General features: G+C 72.3%; 16 protein-coding genes. 14 read left to right on the forward strand and 2 right to left on the reverse strand.

What is annotated here, in order from left to right:
* Positions 1–14 precede the first annotated feature (14 nt).
* The 7 genes from O7600_RS17930 to O7600_RS17960 all read left to right on the forward strand — a co-directional run bounded on the left by O7600_RS17930 (position 15) and on the right by O7600_RS17960 (position 10,475).
* Positions 15–989 carry a DUF3048 domain-containing protein gene (locus O7600_RS17930; protein ID WP_281588844.1) on the forward strand — a complete coding sequence of 325 codons (975 nt, stop codon included), beginning with the start codon at positions 15–17 and terminating at the stop codon, positions 987–989.
* A complete protein-coding gene (locus O7600_RS17935) occupies positions 986–2,452 on the forward strand; it encodes an O-antigen ligase family protein (RefSeq protein ID WP_281588846.1) in 1,467 nt (488 codons plus the stop codon). The genes O7600_RS17930 and O7600_RS17935 overlap by 4 nt, the downstream gene beginning before the upstream one ends.
* Positions 2,452–3,678 carry a hypothetical protein gene (locus O7600_RS17940; RefSeq protein ID WP_281588848.1) on the forward strand — a complete coding sequence of 409 codons (1,227 nt, stop codon included), beginning with the start codon at positions 2,452–2,454 and terminating at the stop codon, positions 3,676–3,678. The genes O7600_RS17935 and O7600_RS17940 overlap by 1 nt, the downstream gene beginning before the upstream one ends.
* On the forward strand, positions 3,675–4,535 hold the full coding sequence (locus tag O7600_RS17945; RefSeq protein ID WP_174527584.1) for a sulfotransferase domain-containing protein: 861 nt from the start codon (positions 3,675–3,677) through the stop codon (positions 4,533–4,535). The genes O7600_RS17940 and O7600_RS17945 overlap by 4 nt, the downstream gene beginning before the upstream one ends.
* Positions 4,523–6,070: a polysaccharide biosynthesis C-terminal domain-containing protein gene (locus O7600_RS17950; RefSeq protein WP_281588851.1), complete on the forward strand. Its 1,548-nt coding sequence runs from the start codon at positions 4,523–4,525 to the stop codon at positions 6,068–6,070. Before O7600_RS17945 ends, O7600_RS17950 begins: the two co-directional genes overlap by 13 nt.
* 68 nt (positions 6,071–6,138) lie before the next feature.
* Positions 6,139–7,185: a glycosyl hydrolase gene (locus O7600_RS17955; protein ID WP_281588853.1), complete on the forward strand. Its 1,047-nt coding sequence runs from the start codon at positions 6,139–6,141 to the stop codon at positions 7,183–7,185.
* Positions 7,186–7,403: 218 nt separating this feature from the next.
* Complete coding sequence (locus tag O7600_RS17960; RefSeq protein WP_281588855.1) at positions 7,404–10,475, forward strand: malectin domain-containing carbohydrate-binding protein; 3,072 nt, start codon at positions 7,404–7,406, stop codon at positions 10,473–10,475.
* 84 nt (positions 10,476–10,559) lie between these two features.
* Here O7600_RS17960 and O7600_RS17965 read toward each other — a convergent pair whose 3' ends face one another.
* Positions 10,560–10,952 carry a CBS domain-containing protein gene (locus O7600_RS17965; RefSeq protein WP_091568068.1) on the reverse strand — a complete coding sequence of 131 codons (393 nt, stop codon included), beginning with the start codon at positions 10,950–10,952 and terminating at the stop codon, positions 10,560–10,562.
* A gap of 112 nt (positions 10,953–11,064) precedes the next feature.
* Here O7600_RS17965 and O7600_RS17970 point away from each other — a divergent pair, with 112 nt between their 5' ends.
* The 4 genes from O7600_RS17970 to O7600_RS17985 all read left to right on the forward strand — a co-directional run bounded on the left by O7600_RS17970 (position 11,065) and on the right by O7600_RS17985 (position 14,084).
* Positions 11,065–11,514 carry an NUDIX domain-containing protein gene (locus O7600_RS17970; RefSeq protein ID WP_281588859.1) on the forward strand — a complete coding sequence of 150 codons (450 nt, stop codon included), beginning with the start codon at positions 11,065–11,067 and terminating at the stop codon, positions 11,512–11,514.
* An 86-nt stretch (positions 11,515–11,600) separates the two neighbouring features.
* Positions 11,601–12,332, forward strand: a complete 732-nt coding sequence (locus O7600_RS17975; protein WP_281594192.1) for a phosphocholine cytidylyltransferase family protein — start codon at positions 11,601–11,603, stop codon at positions 12,330–12,332.
* Positions 12,320–13,387 (forward strand): iron-containing alcohol dehydrogenase family protein, encoded by a 1,068-nt coding sequence (locus tag O7600_RS17980; protein WP_281588861.1) that lies wholly within the window; start codon positions 12,320–12,322, stop codon positions 13,385–13,387. Before O7600_RS17975 ends, O7600_RS17980 begins: the two co-directional genes overlap by 13 nt.
* Complete coding sequence (locus O7600_RS17985; protein WP_281588863.1) at positions 13,362–14,084, forward strand: CDP-alcohol phosphatidyltransferase family protein; 723 nt, start codon at positions 13,362–13,364, stop codon at positions 14,082–14,084. Before O7600_RS17980 ends, O7600_RS17985 begins: the two co-directional genes overlap by 26 nt.
* 62 nt (positions 14,085–14,146) lie before the next feature.
* On the opposite strand, the gene O7600_RS17990 is transcribed toward O7600_RS17985, so the two are convergent.
* Positions 14,147–15,415, reverse strand: coding sequence for a glycosyltransferase family 4 protein (locus tag O7600_RS17990; protein ID WP_281588865.1), 1,269 nt, complete (start codon positions 15,413–15,415; stop codon positions 14,147–14,149).
* 24 nt (positions 15,416–15,439) lie between these two features.
* Here O7600_RS17990 and O7600_RS17995 point away from each other — a divergent pair, with 24 nt between their 5' ends.
* The 3 genes from O7600_RS17995 to O7600_RS18005 all read left to right on the forward strand — a co-directional run bounded on the left by O7600_RS17995 (position 15,440) and on the right by O7600_RS18005 (position 19,321).
* A complete protein-coding gene (locus O7600_RS17995; RefSeq protein WP_099163264.1) occupies positions 15,440–16,300 on the forward strand; it encodes a DNA-formamidopyrimidine glycosylase family protein in 861 nt (286 codons plus the stop codon).
* A 281-nt stretch (positions 16,301–16,581) separates the two neighbouring features.
* Positions 16,582–18,087 carry a sugar transferase gene (locus O7600_RS18000; protein WP_281588869.1) on the forward strand — a complete coding sequence of 502 codons (1,506 nt, stop codon included), beginning with the start codon at positions 16,582–16,584 and terminating at the stop codon, positions 18,085–18,087.
* Between the two features lie 10 nt (positions 18,088–18,097).
* Entirely contained in the window at positions 18,098–19,321 is a 1,224-nt protein-coding gene (locus O7600_RS18005; protein WP_091568039.1) for a histidine kinase, read from the forward strand.
* The last annotated feature ends 4 nt before the right edge of the window (positions 19,322–19,325 follow it).

A 19,325-nucleotide genomic window follows, 5' to 3' on the forward strand; every position in this document is an offset into this window, starting at 1 on the left:
TCCGACGGTCTGTCGTGGCGTCGGCCGTCGGGGTGCTGATCGTCGCGCTGGGCGCCGCGTGCAGCGACCCGCCGCCCCCGGGTGCGACCGACCTGGTCGACCCCGGCACCCCGGCGCCGAAGCCCAGCCCGACGCCCAGCCTGCCGGCGGGGCCGCTCTCCGGGCAGCCGCTGACCCAGCCGGGCGTGGAGGCGCGGCAGGCGCTGGCGGTGCCGATCCGGGTGAGCGAGTCCGGCACCGCGACCGGCCTCGACGCGGCGGACCTGGTCTACCAGGAGTTCGCCGAGTCGGGCAGCCTGCACCTGAGCGCGGTCTACCAGTCCCGCGACGCCGCGAAGATCGGCCCGGTCGCCGAGATCCGTCCGGTCGACGTCCGCAGCGTCGGCGTGCTCCGTCCCTGGCTCGGCTACGACGGTGGTCCTACCGGTTTCGTCAGCCAGCTCACGGCCGCCGACCTCAGCGGCGTGACGCCGGCGCAGCGCAGCTCCGCGTTCCCGGGCGGAAACACCTCCACGACGGCACTGCGGGCCACCGCGCCGAAGGGCGGCGCCGCACCGGCGCCGCTGTTCGACTACGCGACCACGGGCACGCCGCTGGCCACCCGGGACGTGACGCCCGCCGGGAAGCTCACCGTCTCGGTGTCCGGTCACCGCACCCAGACCTGGACCTACGACCAGGCGAAGCAGCAGTGGTCGGGGCGGGTCGGCAAGACCACCGTGACCGCCGCCTCGGTGGTCGTGCTCACGATGGAATACCGGACGCTCACCGTCCGCAAGCCGAGCCCTCGCTCCCTGCCGAGCGCCAACGTCTACGGCAAGGGCGCGGCTCTGGTCGTGTCCGGGCCGTCGAGCGCCAAGGCGCAGTGGAGCAAGCCCGGGCAGAAGCTCGTCTGCAACGTCACCGACCTGGCCGGTTACCAGGTCCGCCCGCAGCCGGGCACCACCTGGATCGTCTACGCCCCGACGACGGCCCGGGTAGCGGTCACATGAAGACGCTCGTCCCGCTCCAGCCCTCGCGGCCGGAGCCGGTGCCGAGTGATCCGGTGCCGACGGGGGCGCCGGCCGGCGTACGCGCCGCCGGACGCCGAGGTCTGCCCACCGCGTGGCCGCTGATCGCGCTGTTCGTGCTCTACCCGGTGTGGTGGGCGCTCGGCCTGCCGTCGTTCATCTTCGCCATCCTCGCCGTGCCGATGGCATTCCAACTGCGCCGGCGCGACCGCATCCGGGTGCCCCCCGGCTTCGGGTTCTGGCTGATCCTGCTCGGCTGGGTGGTGCTCTCCGGGCTGATGCTGGACGTCACCGCGCCGAACACGCTGACCCCGGACGGTTTCGGCCGGTACATCGGCTGGGGCATCCGGGTGATGAACTACACGGCGCTGACCATCACGATGCTCTACGTGCTCAACCTGAGCGAGAAGGAACTGCCGCGGATCCGAATGCTGCGGCTCTTCGGGTTCCTGGCCGTGGTCACCGTGATCGGCGGCTACGTCGGCGCGCTGCTGCCCGACCTGAAGTTCACCGCCCCGCTCAACTACATCCTGCCCGACGTCATCGCCAAGGAGCCGTTCGTCAACCGGCTGATGCACGTCGAGGTGGCCCAGGTGCAGGAGGTGTTGGAGGGCGAGGCCAGTTCCCCGCGCCCGGCCGCCCCCTTCGAGTACACGAACACCTGGGGCGAGAACATGGGCATCCTGCTCATCTGGTTCCTGGTCGGCTGGGTGGTGTACGGCCGCGGGCTGCGCCGGCTCGGCGGATACCTCCTGGTGGCCGCCGCGATCTTCCCGATCGTGTTCTCACTCAACCGCGGCCTCTGGATCGGGCTGGTGATCGCCGCCGTCTACGTCGCCCTGCGGCTGGCGCTGCGCGGCCGGATCGCCGTCCTCGCCGGCATGGCGCTGGCCACCGCGCTGGCCGGGGTGCTGGTGCTGGCCTCGCCGCTGGGCGGACTGCTCGACGAGCGGATGCAGAACGGGCACAGTGACGAGATCCGGGCCACCCTGTCCAACGGGGCCGTCGAAGCGGCCAACCACTCGCCGGTGCTGGGCTACGGCGCCAACCGGGCGCTGATCGGCAGCAACCGGTCGATCGCGATCGGCAAGTCGGCCGACTGCCAGCAGTGCGGCAACCGGGAGCTGGGCAGCAACGGGCAGGTCTGGAACCTGCTCGTGGGCCAGGGCTGGGTCGGCGCCTTCTGCTACAGCGCGTTCTTCCTCTGGTGCCTGTGGCGGTTCCGGCGCGACCATACGCCCATCGGCATCGCCGGCAGCGCGGTGCTGATCCTGATGCTGTTCTTCCAGTTCCTCTACGGCGCCCTGAACACCACGCTGGCGTACGGCCTGATCAGCGTGGCGGTGCTGGCCCGCAACGACTGGCACCTCCGGACGCTGCGCCGGGAGGCGCTGGCCGCGGCGGCGTCCGCCGTGCCGACCAACCGACGGGAACGGACCCGCTGATGACCGCAACCCCACGAGTCGATGACGCGCGCGCGGCGTACCTGCCCGAGCTGGCGGCCGTGGTCTGGCCGGAACCGGCCGGCCCGACGCTGCGCCGCGGCGGCGCCGGCTACGCCGTGGTGCCGTCGGCCGCGCGACCCCGGCTGCTGGTGCCCGCCGGCTCGCGGCGGGCCGCGGCCAGCGCGGTGCGGCACTCGACGGAGGCGGTGGGTACGAAGGCCCGGCTGCGCCGGTCGCTGCTGGCCACCGCCTTCCGCACCGGTCTCGGCCGGCTCGCCTTCCGGGACCGTCTCCAGGTCGGGGCGACCACCGGGACGCTGGAGGAGCACCTGACCGAGGTGCTCGGTCGGCCGGCGTTGCTGAGCGTGCACATCGGTCCGGCCCGCGCCAACCGCAAGCCGGTGATCCAGCTGCTCGACGACCACGGCCGGCCGCTGGGCTACGCCAAGCTGGGCGTGGACCGGCTCACCCGCGGCCTGGTCGACGCGGAGGCCGAGGTGCTGCGCCGGCTGGCCACCGTCGACCTGCCCGGGATCGTGGTGGCCGACGTGTTGCACCACGGCGTCTGGGGCCCGCACGCCCTGCTCGTGCAGAGCGCGCTTCCCGTGGGGCTGCCCCGGGCGACGCCGCCGGCGGCCGCCGGCCGGGAACGCGAGGCGATGGTGGCGGTCAGCCGCTGCCTGGGCGTCGACCGCCGGCCCTTCGGCGGCAGCGGCTACGCCGAGCGCCTCGCCGCCGACGTCGAGGCGCTGGATGACCGGCCGGAGACCGCGCGGCTGCGCGCGGTCCTGGCCACCGTCGTCGGCCTCGATCCGACGCTCGATCTCGGCGCCTGGCACGGCGACTGGAACGGCGGCAACAGCGCGGCACTGGCCGACGGGCGGATGCTCATCTGGGACTGGGAGCGGTTCGCGGCGGACGTGCCGGTCGGCTACGACGCGCTGCACCGACGGCTCCAGACGGCGATCACCAAGGCCGGGGTGGAGCCGACGACGGCGGCCCGCGAGCTGCTGGGCGGGGCGGCGGACACGCTCGCGCCGTTCGCGCCGCCGGCCGGCACCGAGGACCTGGTGGCGGTGCTCTATCTGGTCGAGCTGGCCGCGCGCTACCTGCGCGACCGGCAGGCCGAGGCCGGCGCCCGGCTGGGACACGTGGCCGCCTGGCTGTTGCCGGCGGTGGAGGATCACCTGGCGACCCGGCCGGGTGCGGGAGGAGTGCTGAGATGACGCTGGCCAAGGCCAAGGCCCGACGGGCCGTGCGGTCGGTGACGCGGACGGTCGGTCGGTGGACGGCGAACTCGCGGATGACCCCCGACTTCCTGATCGTGGGCGCCCAGCGGTGCGGCACGACGTCGCTGTTCAAGACGCTCTCCCAGCACCCGGGCGTGCTCCCGGCGGTCTACCACAAGGGCGTCCACTACTTCGACACCGGCTACGACCGGGGCATGGACTGGTATCTCGGGCACTTCCCGACGAACCGCCGGGCCGAGGCGGTGCGCGCGCAGCTCGGCGTGCGCGGGGTGACCGGCGAGTCGAGCCCGTACTACATGTTCCACCCGCTGGCCGGCGAGCGGATCGCCGCCGACCTGCCCGAGGTCCGGCTGCTGGTGCTGCTGCGCGACCCGGTGGAGCGGGCGTACTCGGCGCACGCGCACGAGTCGGCCCGGGGCTTCGAGTCGGAGACGTTCGAGCGGGCGCTCGAACTGGAGCAGAGCCGCATCGCCGGTGAGCGGGAGCGCCTGCTCGCCGACCCGACCGCGCACAGCCACCACTACCAGCACAACGCCTACCTGACCCGGGGGCAGTACGTCGAGCAGCTGGAGCGACTCGAGTCGATCTTCGGGCGGGACCGGCTGCACGTGATCGACGCCGACGACTTCTTCGCCGACCCCCGACCGGCCTTCGACGGGGTCTGCGACTTCCTCGGCCTGCCGCACTGGGCGGACATCTCGTTCGGCAAGCACAACGCGCGGTCCCGCTCGGCGATGGACCCGGAGCTGCGCGCCCGGTTGGAGGCGCACTTCACGCCGTACGACGAACGGCTCGCCGCCTGGTGGGGACGCGTACCGTCGTGGCGACGGTAACCCCCACCCGACCGGCGGCGGGCGCCGAGCTGGGCGGGGCCGCCCGGCACGGGGTGCTGAACCTGCTCGGCGTGGCGGTGGCGGCGGTCGCCGGCTTCGGGCTGAACATCGTGGTCACCCGTGGCTGGTCGATGGCGGACGCGGGTCTGTTCTTCGCCGCCACCAGCGCCTTCATGATCGCGTACGCGGCCGCCCGCCTCGGCACCGGCATCGGCTCCGTCTACTTCATCAGCCGCTACCGGACGCTGGGGCAACCGGAGCGGATCCGGGCCTCGGTGCTGGCCGGGCTGCTTCCGCTGCTGGTCATGGGCGTTCTGCTCACGACGGTCGGCTGGCTGTTCACCCCGCGGATCGTCGAGCTGACCTTCGCCGAACCGGTCCCGGGCGCGGTGCCCGCGCTGCGTGCGCTGCTGCTCTTCGTGCCGGTGGCCGCGCTCTGCGACTTCACGCTGTCCGCCTGCCGGGGCTTCGGCAAGATGCGTCCGCTGCTGCTCATCGAGCGGCTCGGACGCACCCTGCTCCAGTTCCTCGCCGTGCTGGTGGTCGCCGTGCTCGGCCTCTCCGCCACCACGGCGCTGCCGCTGGCGTGGGCGCTGCCGTACGTGCCGGCCGCGCTCGCCGCCCTGTTCTGGCTGACCCGCCTGGTCCGGCGGGCGGAACGCGCGGCCGGACCGGGCTCGCCGCGGCCGGTGAGTTGGCGGGAGGTGTTCGTCCCGTACTGGCGGTACAGCGGGCCGCGCGCGTTGAGCGGGCTCGCCCAGATGGTGGTGCAACGGCTCGACATCGTCCTGCTGGGCGCGCTGCGCGGGCTGTCCGAGGCGGCGCTCTACACGGCGGCCACCCGGTTCCTGACCCTCGGTCAGCTCTCCGGTCAGGCCCTGTCGACCGCCGTCCAGCACCGGCTGGCGGAGCATCTCGCCCGCGACGACCGGGCCGCGGCCGGCCGGCTGTACCAGGCCGCGACCGCGTGGCTGGTGCTGCTGGCCTGGCCCGCCTACCTGCTGTTCGCGTCGTTCGCCGAGCCCATGCTGTCCCTGTTCGGCTCCGGCTACGACGCCGGGCGGACAGTCACCGTCTACCTGGCCCTGACGATGCTGGTCGCCACCGGCTGCGGCATGGTCGACACCGTGCTGAACATGGCCGGGAAGACGGCCTGGACGTTCTACAACGCGCTCTCCGGCACGCTGGTCAACGTGGTCGCCAACGTGCTGCTCATCCCGCGCTACGGCGTGATGGGTGCGGCGATCGCCTGGTCCGCGTCCATCCTGATCACCAATCTGGTGCCGCTGGTCCAGCTGCACCGCGCGTTCCGGCTGCATCCGTTCGGTCGGGGCACGCTCACCGCCGCCGGGCTGGCGCTGGCCTGCTTCGGTGTGCCGTCGTTGGCGCTGCACGCGGTCACCGATCCGGGTATGGCGTCCCTGCTGGTGGTCGCCGCACTGGGCGGCGCCGGCTACGCCGTGGCGGTCTGGCGGCTCCGGGGCGTGCTCCGACTCGACGCCCTCCGGGCACTGCGGCGCAACCGGGGGCGATGACCGGCGACCGCACACGACATCGATCACCGGCTCGGCCGGTGGCACCGAAACGGGGAGGCACGGCAACCATGAAGTGGGTCCGAAGCTCGACGGCACTCCTGATGGGCGCGACACTCGCCCTGACGGCCTGCCAGGGTGAGACACCCGCACCACTCACCCCGGCCCCGTCGACCGGCAGCCAGACCGCGCCGGTGAAGCCCCGACCGGTGGGCGGCCTGGAGACCACCGGGCGGGGCCCGGAGATGCCGGCGCAGGGCGCCTGGCTCGGCGCGTGGGTGAAACCGACCTGGCAGACGCCCGACGGTCGGGTCGGCGCCCTCACCGCCTTCGGCGAGCAGACCGGCGGCAAGGTGACGCTGGCGCACATGTTCCACGAGTGGGAGGACGACTTCCCCGGCCCGACCGAGAACGCGTTCCAGGCCGCCCAGATGCTGCAGATGATCTCCTGGTCCGGCGCGGACACCCGGTCGATCACCGACGGCGTGTACGACCAGCTGATCCGGCAGCGGGCCAAGAAGATCAAGGACTTCGGGGTGCCGGTACTGCTGCGGTGGCGGTGGGAGATGGACCGGCCCAACCTGCGCCAGAGCGTCCGGTCGCCGGAGGACTACGTGGCCGCGTGGAAGCACATCCGGGCCATCTTCACCGAGGTGGGAGCCACGAACGCCGGCTGGGTGTGGTGCCCGCACGTGCTCGGCTTCGTGGACTCCAGCCGTAACGCCGCCGCCTACTACCCGGGTGACGACCAGGTCGACTGGCTGTGCACGGACGTCTACCCGGGCAAGAACTACGACGGCTTCGCCGAGCAGATGGACACCTTCATGGCCTTCGCCCGACAGCGGCCGCGACCGGTGCTGATCGGCGAGTTCGGCGTCACCCACGACGGCGGGCCGGGCCAGCGGGCGGCGTGGCTGCGGGAGGCGCGCACCTACATCAAGCAGCACCCGCAGATCAAGGCGGTGGTCTACTTCTCGGCCAAGCAGACCAAGGGCACCACGTACGACAGCACCTTCGACGACGACCCGGAGGGTCTGGCCGCGTACCGCGAGTTGGCCGGGGACCCGTACTTCTCGGCGCCCGCGCCGACGGCCACGCCGGGGGGCCCGGTGAACTGACCTCCACCGTTCGTGTGGCCGGTTCACCTCTCCCGGTATCCGTCAGGTCGTGTGGACGGGTATAAAGGTCATCCGGGGTGGACGCCATAGCTGAAATGCGGAAGTGTGTGCCCATCACGCGTCAACCGGCCGTGCGCCCCCGATCGGCGACCCCTGCACCCCTCGCCCGATCGGCCGGGCCGGCCATCTCGTTCTCCGTCACTCCTCCGGAGCTGCCCGTGCTAAATCTTCCCGCGACCACGCGCCGATCATTCGCGCTGGTCACCGCCGCCTTCCTCGGTGTCGGTGGTGTGCTGTCGGCCAGCCCCGCGCTGGCCGCACCGGACCACAGCACCATGGTCAGCAGCGCCCCCGCCACCACCACGCCGAACATCAAGGACGGCGCGGTCTACGCCATCTACGACGCCGGCAGCAAGGTGATCGCGGGCGGGTCCTTCACCGAGGTGCGCAACCGCGACACGTCCAAGGACATCGCGCGCACCAAGCTGCTCTCCTTCGACAAGGCCACCGGCATCGTCGACCCCGCGTTCGCGCCCGTCATCGACGGCGACGTCTCGGCCGTCGTCGCCGGCCCCACCGCCGGCACGGTCTACATCGCGGGTTCGTTCAACACCGTCAACGGCGTCAACCGCCGGAAGCTGGCGCTGCTCAACATCGCCGACGGCTCGCTTGTCACCACGTTCAAGGGACCGGCCTTCAACGGTCTGGTCAACGACATCGTCAAGGTCGGCAACCGCCTGCTGGTGGGTGGCATCTTCACCACCGCGGGCACCGGCGTGAACCGCGGCGGCCTGGCCTCCATCGACGCCGACACCGGTGCGGTGGACGACTACCTGACCACCAACCTGACCGAGAACCACAACTGGACCGAGGGCAGCACCGGCACCGCCAAGGCCGGTGTGGGTCCGGAGAAGCTCGCCGTCTCGCCCGACCGCAAGCAGATGGTCGTCATCGGCAACTTCAAGAAGGCCGACGGCGTCGTGCACGACCAGATCGTGCGGATCAACCTGGGCGACAGCGGAGCCACCGTCGCCGACTGGAACACGGACGGCTACTCGGGCGCCTGCAAGTACGCCGCGTTCGACTCGTGGGTCCGCGACGTCCAGTTCTCCCCGGACGGCAAGTACTTCGTGGTGGTCACCACCGGCGCGTCCTACCCGGGCACGCTCTGCGACTCGGCCGCCCGCTGGGAGGCCGACGCCACCGGTGGCGGCCAGCAGCCGACCTGGACCAACTTCAGCGGCGGCGACACCTTCCTCTCCGTCGGCATCAGCGAGAAGGCCATCTACGTCGGTGGCCACTTCCGCTGGTCGAACAACCCGATCGCCCGCGACAAGGCCGGACCGGGCGCGGTGCCGCGGGCCAGCATCGCGGCCCTCGACCCGGCCAGCGGCCTGCCGCTGTCCTGGAACCCGGGCCGCCACCCGCGCGGCTACGGCGTGACCGAGATGATGGTCACCCCGCAGGGCCTCTGGCTCGGCAGCGACCAGGACTACATCGGCGCCGGCGAGCACCTGCGCAAGAAGATCGCCTTCTTCCCGCTGGACGGCGGCGACGCGCCCCACTCGACCAGCACCAAGGGTCTGCCGGGCGACGTCTACCAGGCCGGCCGGGCGGCGCAGACTGAGGTCCTCTACCGGGTCAACGCGGGTGGCCCGGCCATCCCGGCGACCGACGGCGGCCCGGACTGGGCGGCCGACACCGACGCCGCGCCGAGCCCGAACCACAACAGCGGCAGCAGCGCGAAGGCCTACCCCACCAACGCCACGTTCGACAGCACCGTGCCGGCGAGCACCCCGGCGACGCTGTTCAACACCGAGCGGTGGGACCAGACGACCGCGCCGGACATGCAGTGGGACATCCCCGTCGCGGCCGGCACCCGGGTCGACGTCCGCCTCTACCTGGCCAACCGGTACACCGGCACCGCCACCGTGGGCAAGCGCAAGCTCGACGTCACCATCGACGGCGTGCTCAAGCTGAACGACTTCGACCCGGTCGCCTCCGCCGGTGGCACCGACCGCGGCACCATGCGGTCCTTCTCGCTGGTGAGCGACGGCGTGGTCGACATCGACTTCGGCCGCGTGCTGGAGAACCCGCTCATCCAGGGCATCGAGGTGGTCAAGACCGCTCCGACGCCGGACGCCTCGGACGTGCTCTACCGGGTCAACGCCGGCGGGGACCAGCTGGCCGGCGCGAACGGCCCGGCCTGGGCCGCGGACACCCTGGCCGCGCCGAGCAGCCTGCACAACGACGGCAGCACGGTCACGACGTACACCACGAGCGCCTCGGTCGACGCCACCGTCCCGGCCGGCACCCCGGTCGAGCTGTTCAACAGCGAGCGGTGGGACCAGACGACCGCGCCGGACATGCAGTGGGACTTCCCGGTCCCGGCCGGCACGCCGGTGCAGGTGCGCCTCTACCTGGCCAACCGGTACGCGGGCACCGCCACCGCGGGCAAGCGCAAGTTCAACGTGAGCATCGACGGTGTGCTCAAGCTGAACAGCTTCGACCCGATCGCCGCGATCGGCGCCACCAACAAGGGCACCATGCGGGCGTTCCCGATCACCAGCGACGGCAACATCGACATCGACTTCGGTCGGGTCCTGGAGAACCCGCTGGTGCAGGGCATCGAGATCGTGAAGCTTCCGCCGGTGCCGCCGGCCACCACGGTGGACAGCATCACCAAGCGGTCGTACGACGGCGCGACCACGGTCGGCAACGCGATGTCGGTGGCGAACCCGGACAACACCCGCTGGTCCACCGTCAAGGGCGCCTTCTGGGTCGGCGGCGACCTGTTCTACGGCGTCGGTGGCGACCTCTACAAGCGCTCCTTCGACGGTGCCGAGTTCGGCAGCCCGAAGAAGCTGGACCCCTACCACGACGCGAAGTGGGACACGGTCATCACCGGCTCCGCGCCGGAGGGCCAGACGTACGCCGGTATGACGGTCAACTTCGCCGCCGAGCTGCCAAACGTGACCGCGATGTTCTACAAGAGCGGCCGGCTCTACTACTCGCTGGCCGGTCAGAGCACCCTGTTCTGGCGCTACTTCACGCCGGACACCGGCACGGTCGGCGCGGAGCGGGCCACGGTCGCCGGCACCACGGCGTTCGCCGACGCGGGCGGTCTGATCCTGGACGGCGACAACCTCTACGTCGTCTCCCGGACCACCGGCAACCTGTCCTCGATGGCGTGGTCGGACGGCGTGCCGACCGGCTCCGCCACGGTCCGCAGCGGTCCCGGCGTGGACAACGTGGACTGGCGCGGCACCGCGGTCTTCGTCGGCCCCTGACCGGGGCGGACACGACCTGACAGCACCGCAAGCGACGATGGCCCGGCCGGTATCGGCCGGGCCATCGCCCGTTCCCGGACCGGATCAGGTCCCGGTCGGCGCGTGCTCCCGCGCCCACACCCGCATCAGGTCCCGCACCGAGATCACCCCGGCGACCTCCCGGCCGTCGAGCACCACCAGGTGGCGGAATCCGCCCCGGGCCATCGCCGCGGCCGCCTCCTCCACCGTCCAGTCCGGGCCGGCGTAGACCACGTCCCAGGTCAGGTGGGCACCGGTGCGCTCGACGTCCGGGTCGAGCCCGGCGCCGATCGCCTTCAGCACGTCGCGCTCGGTCATGATCCCGACCCCCTCGGAGTCCGGGTCGATCACGACCGCCGACCCGACACCGCGGGCCGACATCATCCGGGCCGCCTGGCGGAGCGTGTGCTCCGGGCCGACCACGAGAACCTCACTGGACATCGCTTCCCGAACCTGCATCACACATCACTCCTGTGGGACGGCGACTGGGTACGGACATGGTGGGCCATCGATGCGTACCGGGACAAGAACGGGCATCGCCGGAACCGGTGCGGATGGCTACTGTCGGAGGGTGCCCACCGAGCCCCTCCGCTGTGCCGGCGCGCTGATCGTCGACGACGACGGCCGCATCTTCATCCAGCGCCGGTCCCCCGAGCGGCGCATCTTCCCCAACTGCTGGGACATCGTCGGCGGCCACCTCGAACCCGGCGAGGAGATCGACGACGCGTTGCGTCGCGAGGTCGCCGAGGAGACCGGCTGGGCGGTGTCGCACGTGCTCGGCCTGGTCGGCGAATACCGGTACACCGCCGACGACGGGCTGGCCCGGGTCGAGACCGACTTCCTGGTCCGGGTGGACGGCGACCTCAGCCGGCCCCGGCTGGAGGCCGGCAAGCACACCGAGTTCCGCTGGCTGGCCGAGTCGGACGTCGCCCTGCTCGACGAGCACCGGAACGTCAACGACGGGTTGATCCGCCGGATCGCCGAGGACGGCTTCGCCGCCCTCCGTTCCATCGGGCTGTAGGGCGATCACGGGCTGCACCACGGCCGCCCGGCCGCCGACGATATCCTCGCCACGTGGAATCCGGTCGAGAAGAGGAGCGTGTCGGCATGATCGGGATGGTGCTCGCCGCCGGTGCGGGGCGCCGGCTGCGGCCGTACACCGACACCCTGCCCAAGGCCCTGGTGCCGGTCGACGGGGAGACCACCATCCTCGACATCGCGTTGCGCAACCTCGCCGAGGTGGGGCTGGCCGAGGTGGTGATCGTGGTCGGCTACGCGGCGGACGCGGTCCGGCAGCGGCAGGCCGACCTGGAGCAGAAGTACGGCGTGACGCTCACGCTGGTGCACAACGACAAGGCCGAGGAGTGGAACAACGCGTACTCGCTCTGGCTCGCCCGGGAGCACTTCGCCCGCGGCGTGCTGCTGGTCAACGGCGACACGGTGCACCCGGTGAGCGTGGAGAAGACGCTGCTGGCCGAGCGTGGCCCCGGCATCCTGCTGGCCGTCGACACGCTCAAGACGCTGGCCGAGGAGGAGATGAAGACCACCTTCGACGCCGCCGGCCAGCTCACCCGGATCACCAAGCTGATGGACCCGGGCGAGGCGTACGGCGAGTACATCGGCGCGACGCTGATCGAGCCGCAGGTGGCCGACGCGCTCGCGGACGCGCTGGAGGCGACCTGGCGGCGCGACCCGAACCTCTACTACGAGGACGGTTACCAGGAGTTCGCCGACTCCGGCGGCGAGGTGCGGGCGGCGCCGATCGGTGACGTCTCCTGGGTCGAGGTCGACAACCACGAGGACCTGGCCCGGGCGCGGGAGATCGCGTGCCGCTACTAGCCCGTAGCGTCCTCACCCCGCTGCACATCGACGTGCGGCGGGGCGCGGTGGCGGACCTGGCGGCGATCCTCTCCGACGGCCGGATCTCGGCCGGCGGCGACGTCGCCGTGGTGGTCGGTCCGGGGCAGGGCGAGAAGATCGCCGAACTGCTCCGACCGTCGCTGCGTTCGGCGGACGTGTTCACGGTGGCCGGGGGCACCCTGGACGCCGCCGACGAGTTGGGCGGCAAGCTGCGCGCCCGCTCCTACGACGCGGTGGTCGGCATCGGTGGCGGCAAGACCATCGACGTGGCCAAGTACGCGGCCACCCGGCGCGGGCTGCCGATGGTCTCGGTGGCGACGAGCCTGGCCAACGACGGCATCGCCTCCCCGGTGGCGAGCCTGATCACCGAGGGCCTGAAGGGCTCCTACGGCGTGCACATCCCGATCGCGGTGATCGTCGACCTGGACTTCGTGGAGGCCGGCCCGGAGCGGCACAACCGCGCCGGGGTGGGCGACGTGGTGAGCAACATCAGCGCCCTGGCCGACTGGGAGCTGGCCCGTACGGTCCGCGGCGAGCCGTTCGACGGGCTGGCCGCCTCGCTGTCGCGGGCCGGCGCGGAGGCGGTGCTGAACCATCCGGGCGACATGACCGACGACGGGTTCGTCACGGTCCTCGCGGACGCGCTGATCTCCAGCGGTCTGGCGATGGCCATCGAGGGCACCAGTCGCCCGTGCAGCGGCGGCTGCCACGAGATCATGCACGCGGTCGACGCGCTCTTCCCCGGCACCGCCTCGCACGGCGAACTGGCCGGGCTCGGCGCGCTGTTCTGCACGTTCCTTCGTGGCGACGAGCGCCGGTTCACCGAGATGTCGGCCTGCCTGGCCCGGCACGGGCTGCCCCGGCTGCCGGCCGAGGTGGGGTTGACCGACCACCAGTTCGTCGAGGCGGTGCAGTTCGCGCCGGCCACCCGACCGGACCGCTACACCATCCTCGAACACCTCGCGATGTCGTCTACCGAGACCCGGGGGCGGCTGGCAGACTACGCCGGTGCCCTCCGCGACCACCTTGGCTGAGCCCCGTCCCACCGTCGCCGACTTCCACCGGGTCAACCGGGGCGGCGGCCTGTTCAGCGAGTCGATCAGCCAGTGGATCGGGGCGGCCTTCGCGCTGGTCGCCCAGCGGCTGGGGCTGCGCCCGACCGCGCTGACGCTGACCAACCTGGTGTTGGGGCTGGGGGCCTCGGTGGCAGTTGTCGCGCTCGCCGACGAGGTGGCCGCGGGCACCGTCCCGGCCTGGCTGGTCGGGCTGGTCGCCCTGGTCGGCTGGCAGGTGGCGTACGCGCTGGACTGCGCCGACGGGCAGCTCGCCCGGGTCACCGGTCAGGGCAGCGCGGCCGGCGCCCGGGTCGACGTGCTCTGCGACGTGGCCGCCCAGATCGCGCTGGTGGCCGCGTTGTCCGCCACGGCCGTGGCGCAGCGCCCGTCCACCCCGGTCTGGCTGGTCGCGGTCTTCGCCGGCACCTGGATGGTCAACCTGGTCACCTCGGTGATGCAGGCCGGCCCGAACGCGGCCAGCATGGTCACCTCGACCTCGTTCCCGGTCCGCGTGGTGAAGCTGGTCCGCGACTACGGCGCGGTGATCTTCCTGGCCGGGCTGGTGCTGGTGTTCGCGCCCGCGCTCGCGTTCTGGGTGATGGTGGCGTTCACGGTCGTCAACGGCGGCTTCCTGCTGGCCAGCATCGCCTTCTCCGCCCGCGCCTCGCTGCGCTGAGGGGTAAGGAGGGGCCCCTTCTTAACGCCTCGTACATAGGAAGGGCCCCCTTTTCACAGCGGTCAGCGCGAGAGCCGGCGGCCGGCCAGGCCGGCGTAGACGTCGATCAGGCGCTTGGTGATCACGTCGGGGTGGAAGGCGCGCTCGTAGCGGCTCCGCGCCGCGCCCGCCAGCACCGGCGCCTCCGCCGTGGCCAGTGGCAGGGCGGCGGCCAGCGCCTCGACCTCCGGCGCCACCACCCAGCCGGCCTCGCCGCGCTGCACCCCCGACGGCAACGCGACCCGGCCGTCGCCCGGGGCCGCGGTGGCCACCTCGGCCGGACCGGTGCCGGCGGGCTCGCGCGGGGTGTCCGCCCCCACCAGGTACGGGATGCCGCCGAGCGCGGTGCCGAGCACCGGCCGACCGGCGGCCAGCGCCTCGATGATCACGGTGGGCAGCACGTCGTGCCACGTCGAGGTGGCCAGCACCACGGAGCTGTCGGCCAGCGCGGCGCGTACCCCGGCCCGGTCGAGCTGGCCCAGGTAGTGGACGTCGGGCCGCTCGGCGGCGGCCGCCTCGGCCAACGGGCGCAACTCGCCGTCACCCGCGATGCGCAGCGGGCCTAGCGTGCCCACCGGGTGCCGCCGCCACGCCGCCAGCAGCAGGTCCAGCCCTTTCTCCGGGCTGAGCCGGCCCATGAAGAGGAAGCCGTTCCCGACCGGCGCCGGGGCGCCCGGGTCGGGCACGGCGTTGGGTTTCACCACGATCCGCTCGTCCGGGATGCCGTAGTCCCGGAGATGGTCGGCGACCGCCGTGGTCAGCGCGATGAAGCGGTCCACCGACTTCCAGGTGGGCCGGTGCACGGCGAGCGTGGTCGCCATCAGCGCGCTCTGCGCCCGGGAGTTGCGGTAGCAGCGGTGCACGACCGCCGGCACGCCCAACGCCCGGCCGCGGCAGTCCTGGCAGATCACGCCGTCGCGGAAGTAGAGGCCGGAGGAGCACACCTGCCGGTAGTTGTGCACGGTCTGCACCACCGGCACGCCGTGCCGGTGCGCGGTCCGCACCACCCAGGGCGAGAGCAACGGGTACGGGTTGTGCAGGTGCAGCACGTCCGGCCGGTGCTCGGTCAGCAGGCGGTCGAGGTCGTGCTGGGCCTTCGGGGCCCAGATCGGCGAGATCGGCAGCAGCGCCTTGGCGGCCCTGGACATCGACGGGATCTCGTCGGAGCTGCGCAGGAACGGCAGCACCTCCACGCCGGCGGCGGTGAGCTCGGCGATCTCCGCGTCGACGATGGTGTTCTCGCCGGAGGGCTGAGCTTCCCGGTACCGGTTGTGCGCCACCACGATTCTCACGGGAAAGAAGGCTACCGTTGTCCCGTGCCTGAACTACCGGAGGTGGAAGCGCTCGCCGGTTACCTGCGAGAGCGGGCGGTGGGCCGGCGGGTCGACCGCTTCGAGGTCGCCTCGATCAACGCGCTGAAGACGTACGACCCGCCGCCGAGCACGGTCGCCGGGCGGACGGTCACCGGAGCCGGTCGGTACGGCAAGTTCCTCGACGTCCGCTTCGACGAGGGTCTGCACCTGGTGGTCCACCTGGCCCGGGCGGGCTGGCTGCACTACCGGGAGGCGTTCGCGTCCACGACGCCGCTGCGGCCGGGCAAGGGACCGATCGCGGTGCGGCTCCGCCTCGACGACGGCTCCGGCTTCGACCTGACCGAGGCCGGCACGCAGAAGAAGCTGGCCGCCTACCTGGTCACCGACCCGGCCCAGGTGCCGGGCGTGGCGAAGCTGGGTCCGGACGCGCTGGAGGCGGACCTGCCGACGTTTGCCGAGCGGCTGCGCAGCCGCCGGGGCCAGGTCAAGGGCGTGTTGACCGACCAGGCGGTGCTCGCCGGCGTCGGGAACGCGTACTCGGACGAGATCCTGCACGCGGCGCGGCTCTCCCCGTTCGCGATCACCGACCGGCTGACCGACGACCAGCTCGCCACCCTGCACGCGGCGACCCGGACGGTGCTCGGCGACGCGGTGCGGCGGTCGATGGGGCAGCGGGCCGCGGAGCTGAAGGGTGAGAAGCGCTCGGGCCTCAAGGTGCACGCCCGGAAGGGCCTGCCCTGTCCGGTCTGTGGCGACACGGTGCGGGAGGTCTCGTTCGCCGACTCGAGCCTCCAGTACTGCCCCACCTGTCAGACCGGTGGCAAACCGCTGGCTGACCGAAGGTTGTCCCGCCTCGTACGGTGAGTAACCGCACCCGCCGATTACTGAGCGGAATCGTCCGGCGATCGCCGAAGGTCCCGGTCGCCGGCTCTACCCGAGCCGCCATCCATCGGTATAGTGGCTCGGTCCCCGGCTTCACAACTGACTCGGAGCCGGCCAGATCCCTACGGGCAACGTGGGAGACTGGGACGGTGAGCGACCCGGGACCTCACGGCGAGTGAGGGCGCGGGTCATGCGGGAGGACATGGGTTGAGGTGACGACAAGCCTCCAGCGCCCGGTAACCGACACAGGCCGGAGCAAGAGCGTGCGGCACGTCGACAGCTTTGAGATCCAGCCGCCGACTCCGCCGTCGCACAACGGCGTACCCCGGTTGGCGTGGGCTCGCGCCCGGCGTCGGGTTTCCCGCTGGCACCGCCCCTACATCGCGATTCTGCTGCTGCTCGACTTCGGGGCGGCGGCTCTCGCCAGCTTCCTGGCGGTGCAGATCTTCGAGCAGGCCGACTCCGGTTTCAAGAATTCGCCGCAGGCGTGGTTCTACACCGTGGCGTTCCTGCTCCTGCCGCTCGGCTGGGTGCTCATTCTCTGGGGCAACCGGACGTACGACCGGCGTTACCTGGGGCTCGGGCCCGACGAGTACAAGCGGGTCATCCGCTCCGGCGTGGCGGTGGCCGCCACCGTCTCGTTCCTGGCCTTCGCCACGGTGACGTCACTGTCCCGGTGGACCGTCGGGTTCGCGCTGCTCGGCGCCATGCTGCTGATCCTGCTCGGCCGGATGATCGCTCGGGCCGGTCTGCACACGCTGCGCCGCCGCGCCGGTCACGCCGGGCACCGGATGGTGCTGGTCGGCACGCTGCCGGAGTGCCTGGAGGTCTTCACCACGGTCACCCGTCACCCCGGCGTCGGGCTGGTGCCGGTGGCCATCCACCTCACCGACGGGTACGCCGCCGCGCGGGGCATGGAGACACCGGTGCCGGTCTACGCCGGTCGTGACGTGCTGGCCCTGGTCCGGGAGGTCGGCGGCGACACCATCGCGGTCTGCGGTTCGGCCAGCGCCGAGCCGGGCGAGCTGCGCCGGCTGGCCTGGCAGTTGGAGGGCTCCGGCGTGGACCTGGTGGTCGCACCCCAGCTCACCGACATCGCCGGCCCGCGGGTGCACATCCGTCCCATCGAGGGCCTGCCGCTGCTGCACGTCGAGGAGCCGACGCTCTCCGGGCCGGCGCTGCTGCTCAAGAGCCTGATGGACCGGGTCGCCGCCGGCCTGGGCCTGCTGCTGCTGAGCCCGCTGTTCGCCGCGGTCGCGCTGGCCATCCGGATCTCCGACCCCGGGCCGGTCTTCTTCCGGCAGCCCCGGGTCGGGCACGAGGGGCGCACCTTCCGGGTCTGGAAGTTCCGCACCATGTACGTGGACGCCGAGGAGCGGCTGGCCGGTCTGGTCGACCAGAACGAGACCGACGGCATGCTGTTCAAGATGAAGCAGGACCCTCGGGTCTTCCCGGTGGGCCGTTTCCTGCGGGCCTCGTCGCTGGACGAACTGCCCCAGCTGATCAACGTGCTCTGGGGCGAGATGTCGCTGGTCGGCCCGCGCCCGCTCCCCGCCGACGACGGCGACTTCCTGGGCGACGTCCGGCGCCGGCTGCTGGTGCGCCCGGGCATGACCGGGTTGTGGCAGGTCTCCGGCCGCTCCGACCTCTCCTGGGACGAGGCGGTCCGGCTCGACCTCTACTACGTCGACAACTGGTCGCTGGCATACGACCTGAGCATCCTGTGGCGGACCGTCGGGGTGGTGCTGGCGCGCAAGGGCGCGTACTAGCCTTCGCTGCGTGGGTGGCAACCTCTCGGCCGTCTTCGCCGTCGTCTCGCTGGTCACCGCGTTGGCCGCGGCGCTCTGGGCGGTGCTGCGGCTGCGCGCCCGGCGGGGCATCGCCACGGCCACCCAGCGGGCCACGTACGAGGTGCTGCACACGGCGGGTCTCGCCGCCGAGCCGCTGCGCGCGGGCCTGAGCACCGCGGACGCGGCGAAGGCCGTACGCCATCTGCGCGCCCTGGTGGGCGCGGCGGGCCTGGCGCTGACCGACCGGGACGCGCTGCTGGCCATCGACGGGCGCGGCGCGCACCACACCGACCAGCTGGTCGCGGCGGCCCGGCGGGCGGTCGGCAGCGGACGCTCGACCGTGCTGCACGAGTCGGAGTTGCACTGCGACCTGGTCGACTGCCCGGTGCGCGGCGCGGTGGTGGCGCCGCTGAGCGCGGACGGGCGGGTGGTCGGGGCGCTGGTGGCGGTGGCCGACGAGCGGCCGGCGCCGGGCCTGGTGCAGGCCACGCTGGAGACCGCGCACTGGGCGGGGGACCAGCTCGCCCTGGCGGAGCTGGACTCGTCGCGGGAGCGGCTGGCCCGGGCCGAGGTCCGCGCGCTGCGCGCGCAGATCAGCCCGCACTTCATCTACAACGCGCTGACCGCGATCGGCTCGTTCGTACGCACCGACCCGGAGCGGGCCCGGGAGCTGATCCTGGAGTTCGCCGAGTTCACCCGCTACTCGTTCCGGGCGCACGGCGAGTTCACCACGCTCGCCGAGGAGCTGCGCTCGATCGACCGCTACCTGACCATCGAGCGGGCCCGCTTCGGCGAGCGGCTCCAGGTGCGTCTCCAGATCGCCCCCGAGGTGCTGCCGGTGACGTTGCCGTTCCTCTGTCTCCAGCCGCTGGTGGAGAACGCGGTCCGGCACGGGTTGTCCCGCAAGCCGGGCACCGGCATGGTGAGCATCGAGGCCCGGGACGCGGGCGCCGAGTGTCACATCACGGTGGAGGACGACGGAGTGGGGATGGATCCGACGACGCTGACCGCCGGCATCGCCGAGGTGTCCGGCGCGGGCAGTGACCCGGCCGACGACCCGGGGCAGCACGTCGGCCTCTCCAATGTCGACGAGCGACTCCGGTCGGCCTTCGGGGACCGGTTCGGCCTGGTCGTCGAGACCGGCCTCGGCTCGGGTACGAAGGTCAGCATGCGGGTGCCGAAGTTCCACCCGGGCGTCCGGGTGTCATCGTGAGCGA

The sequence above is a fragment of the Micromonospora sp. WMMA1998 genome (genome assembly GCF_027497375.1).
Classification (GTDB): domain Bacteria; phylum Actinomycetota; class Actinomycetes; order Mycobacteriales; family Micromonosporaceae; genus Micromonospora; species Micromonospora sediminicola.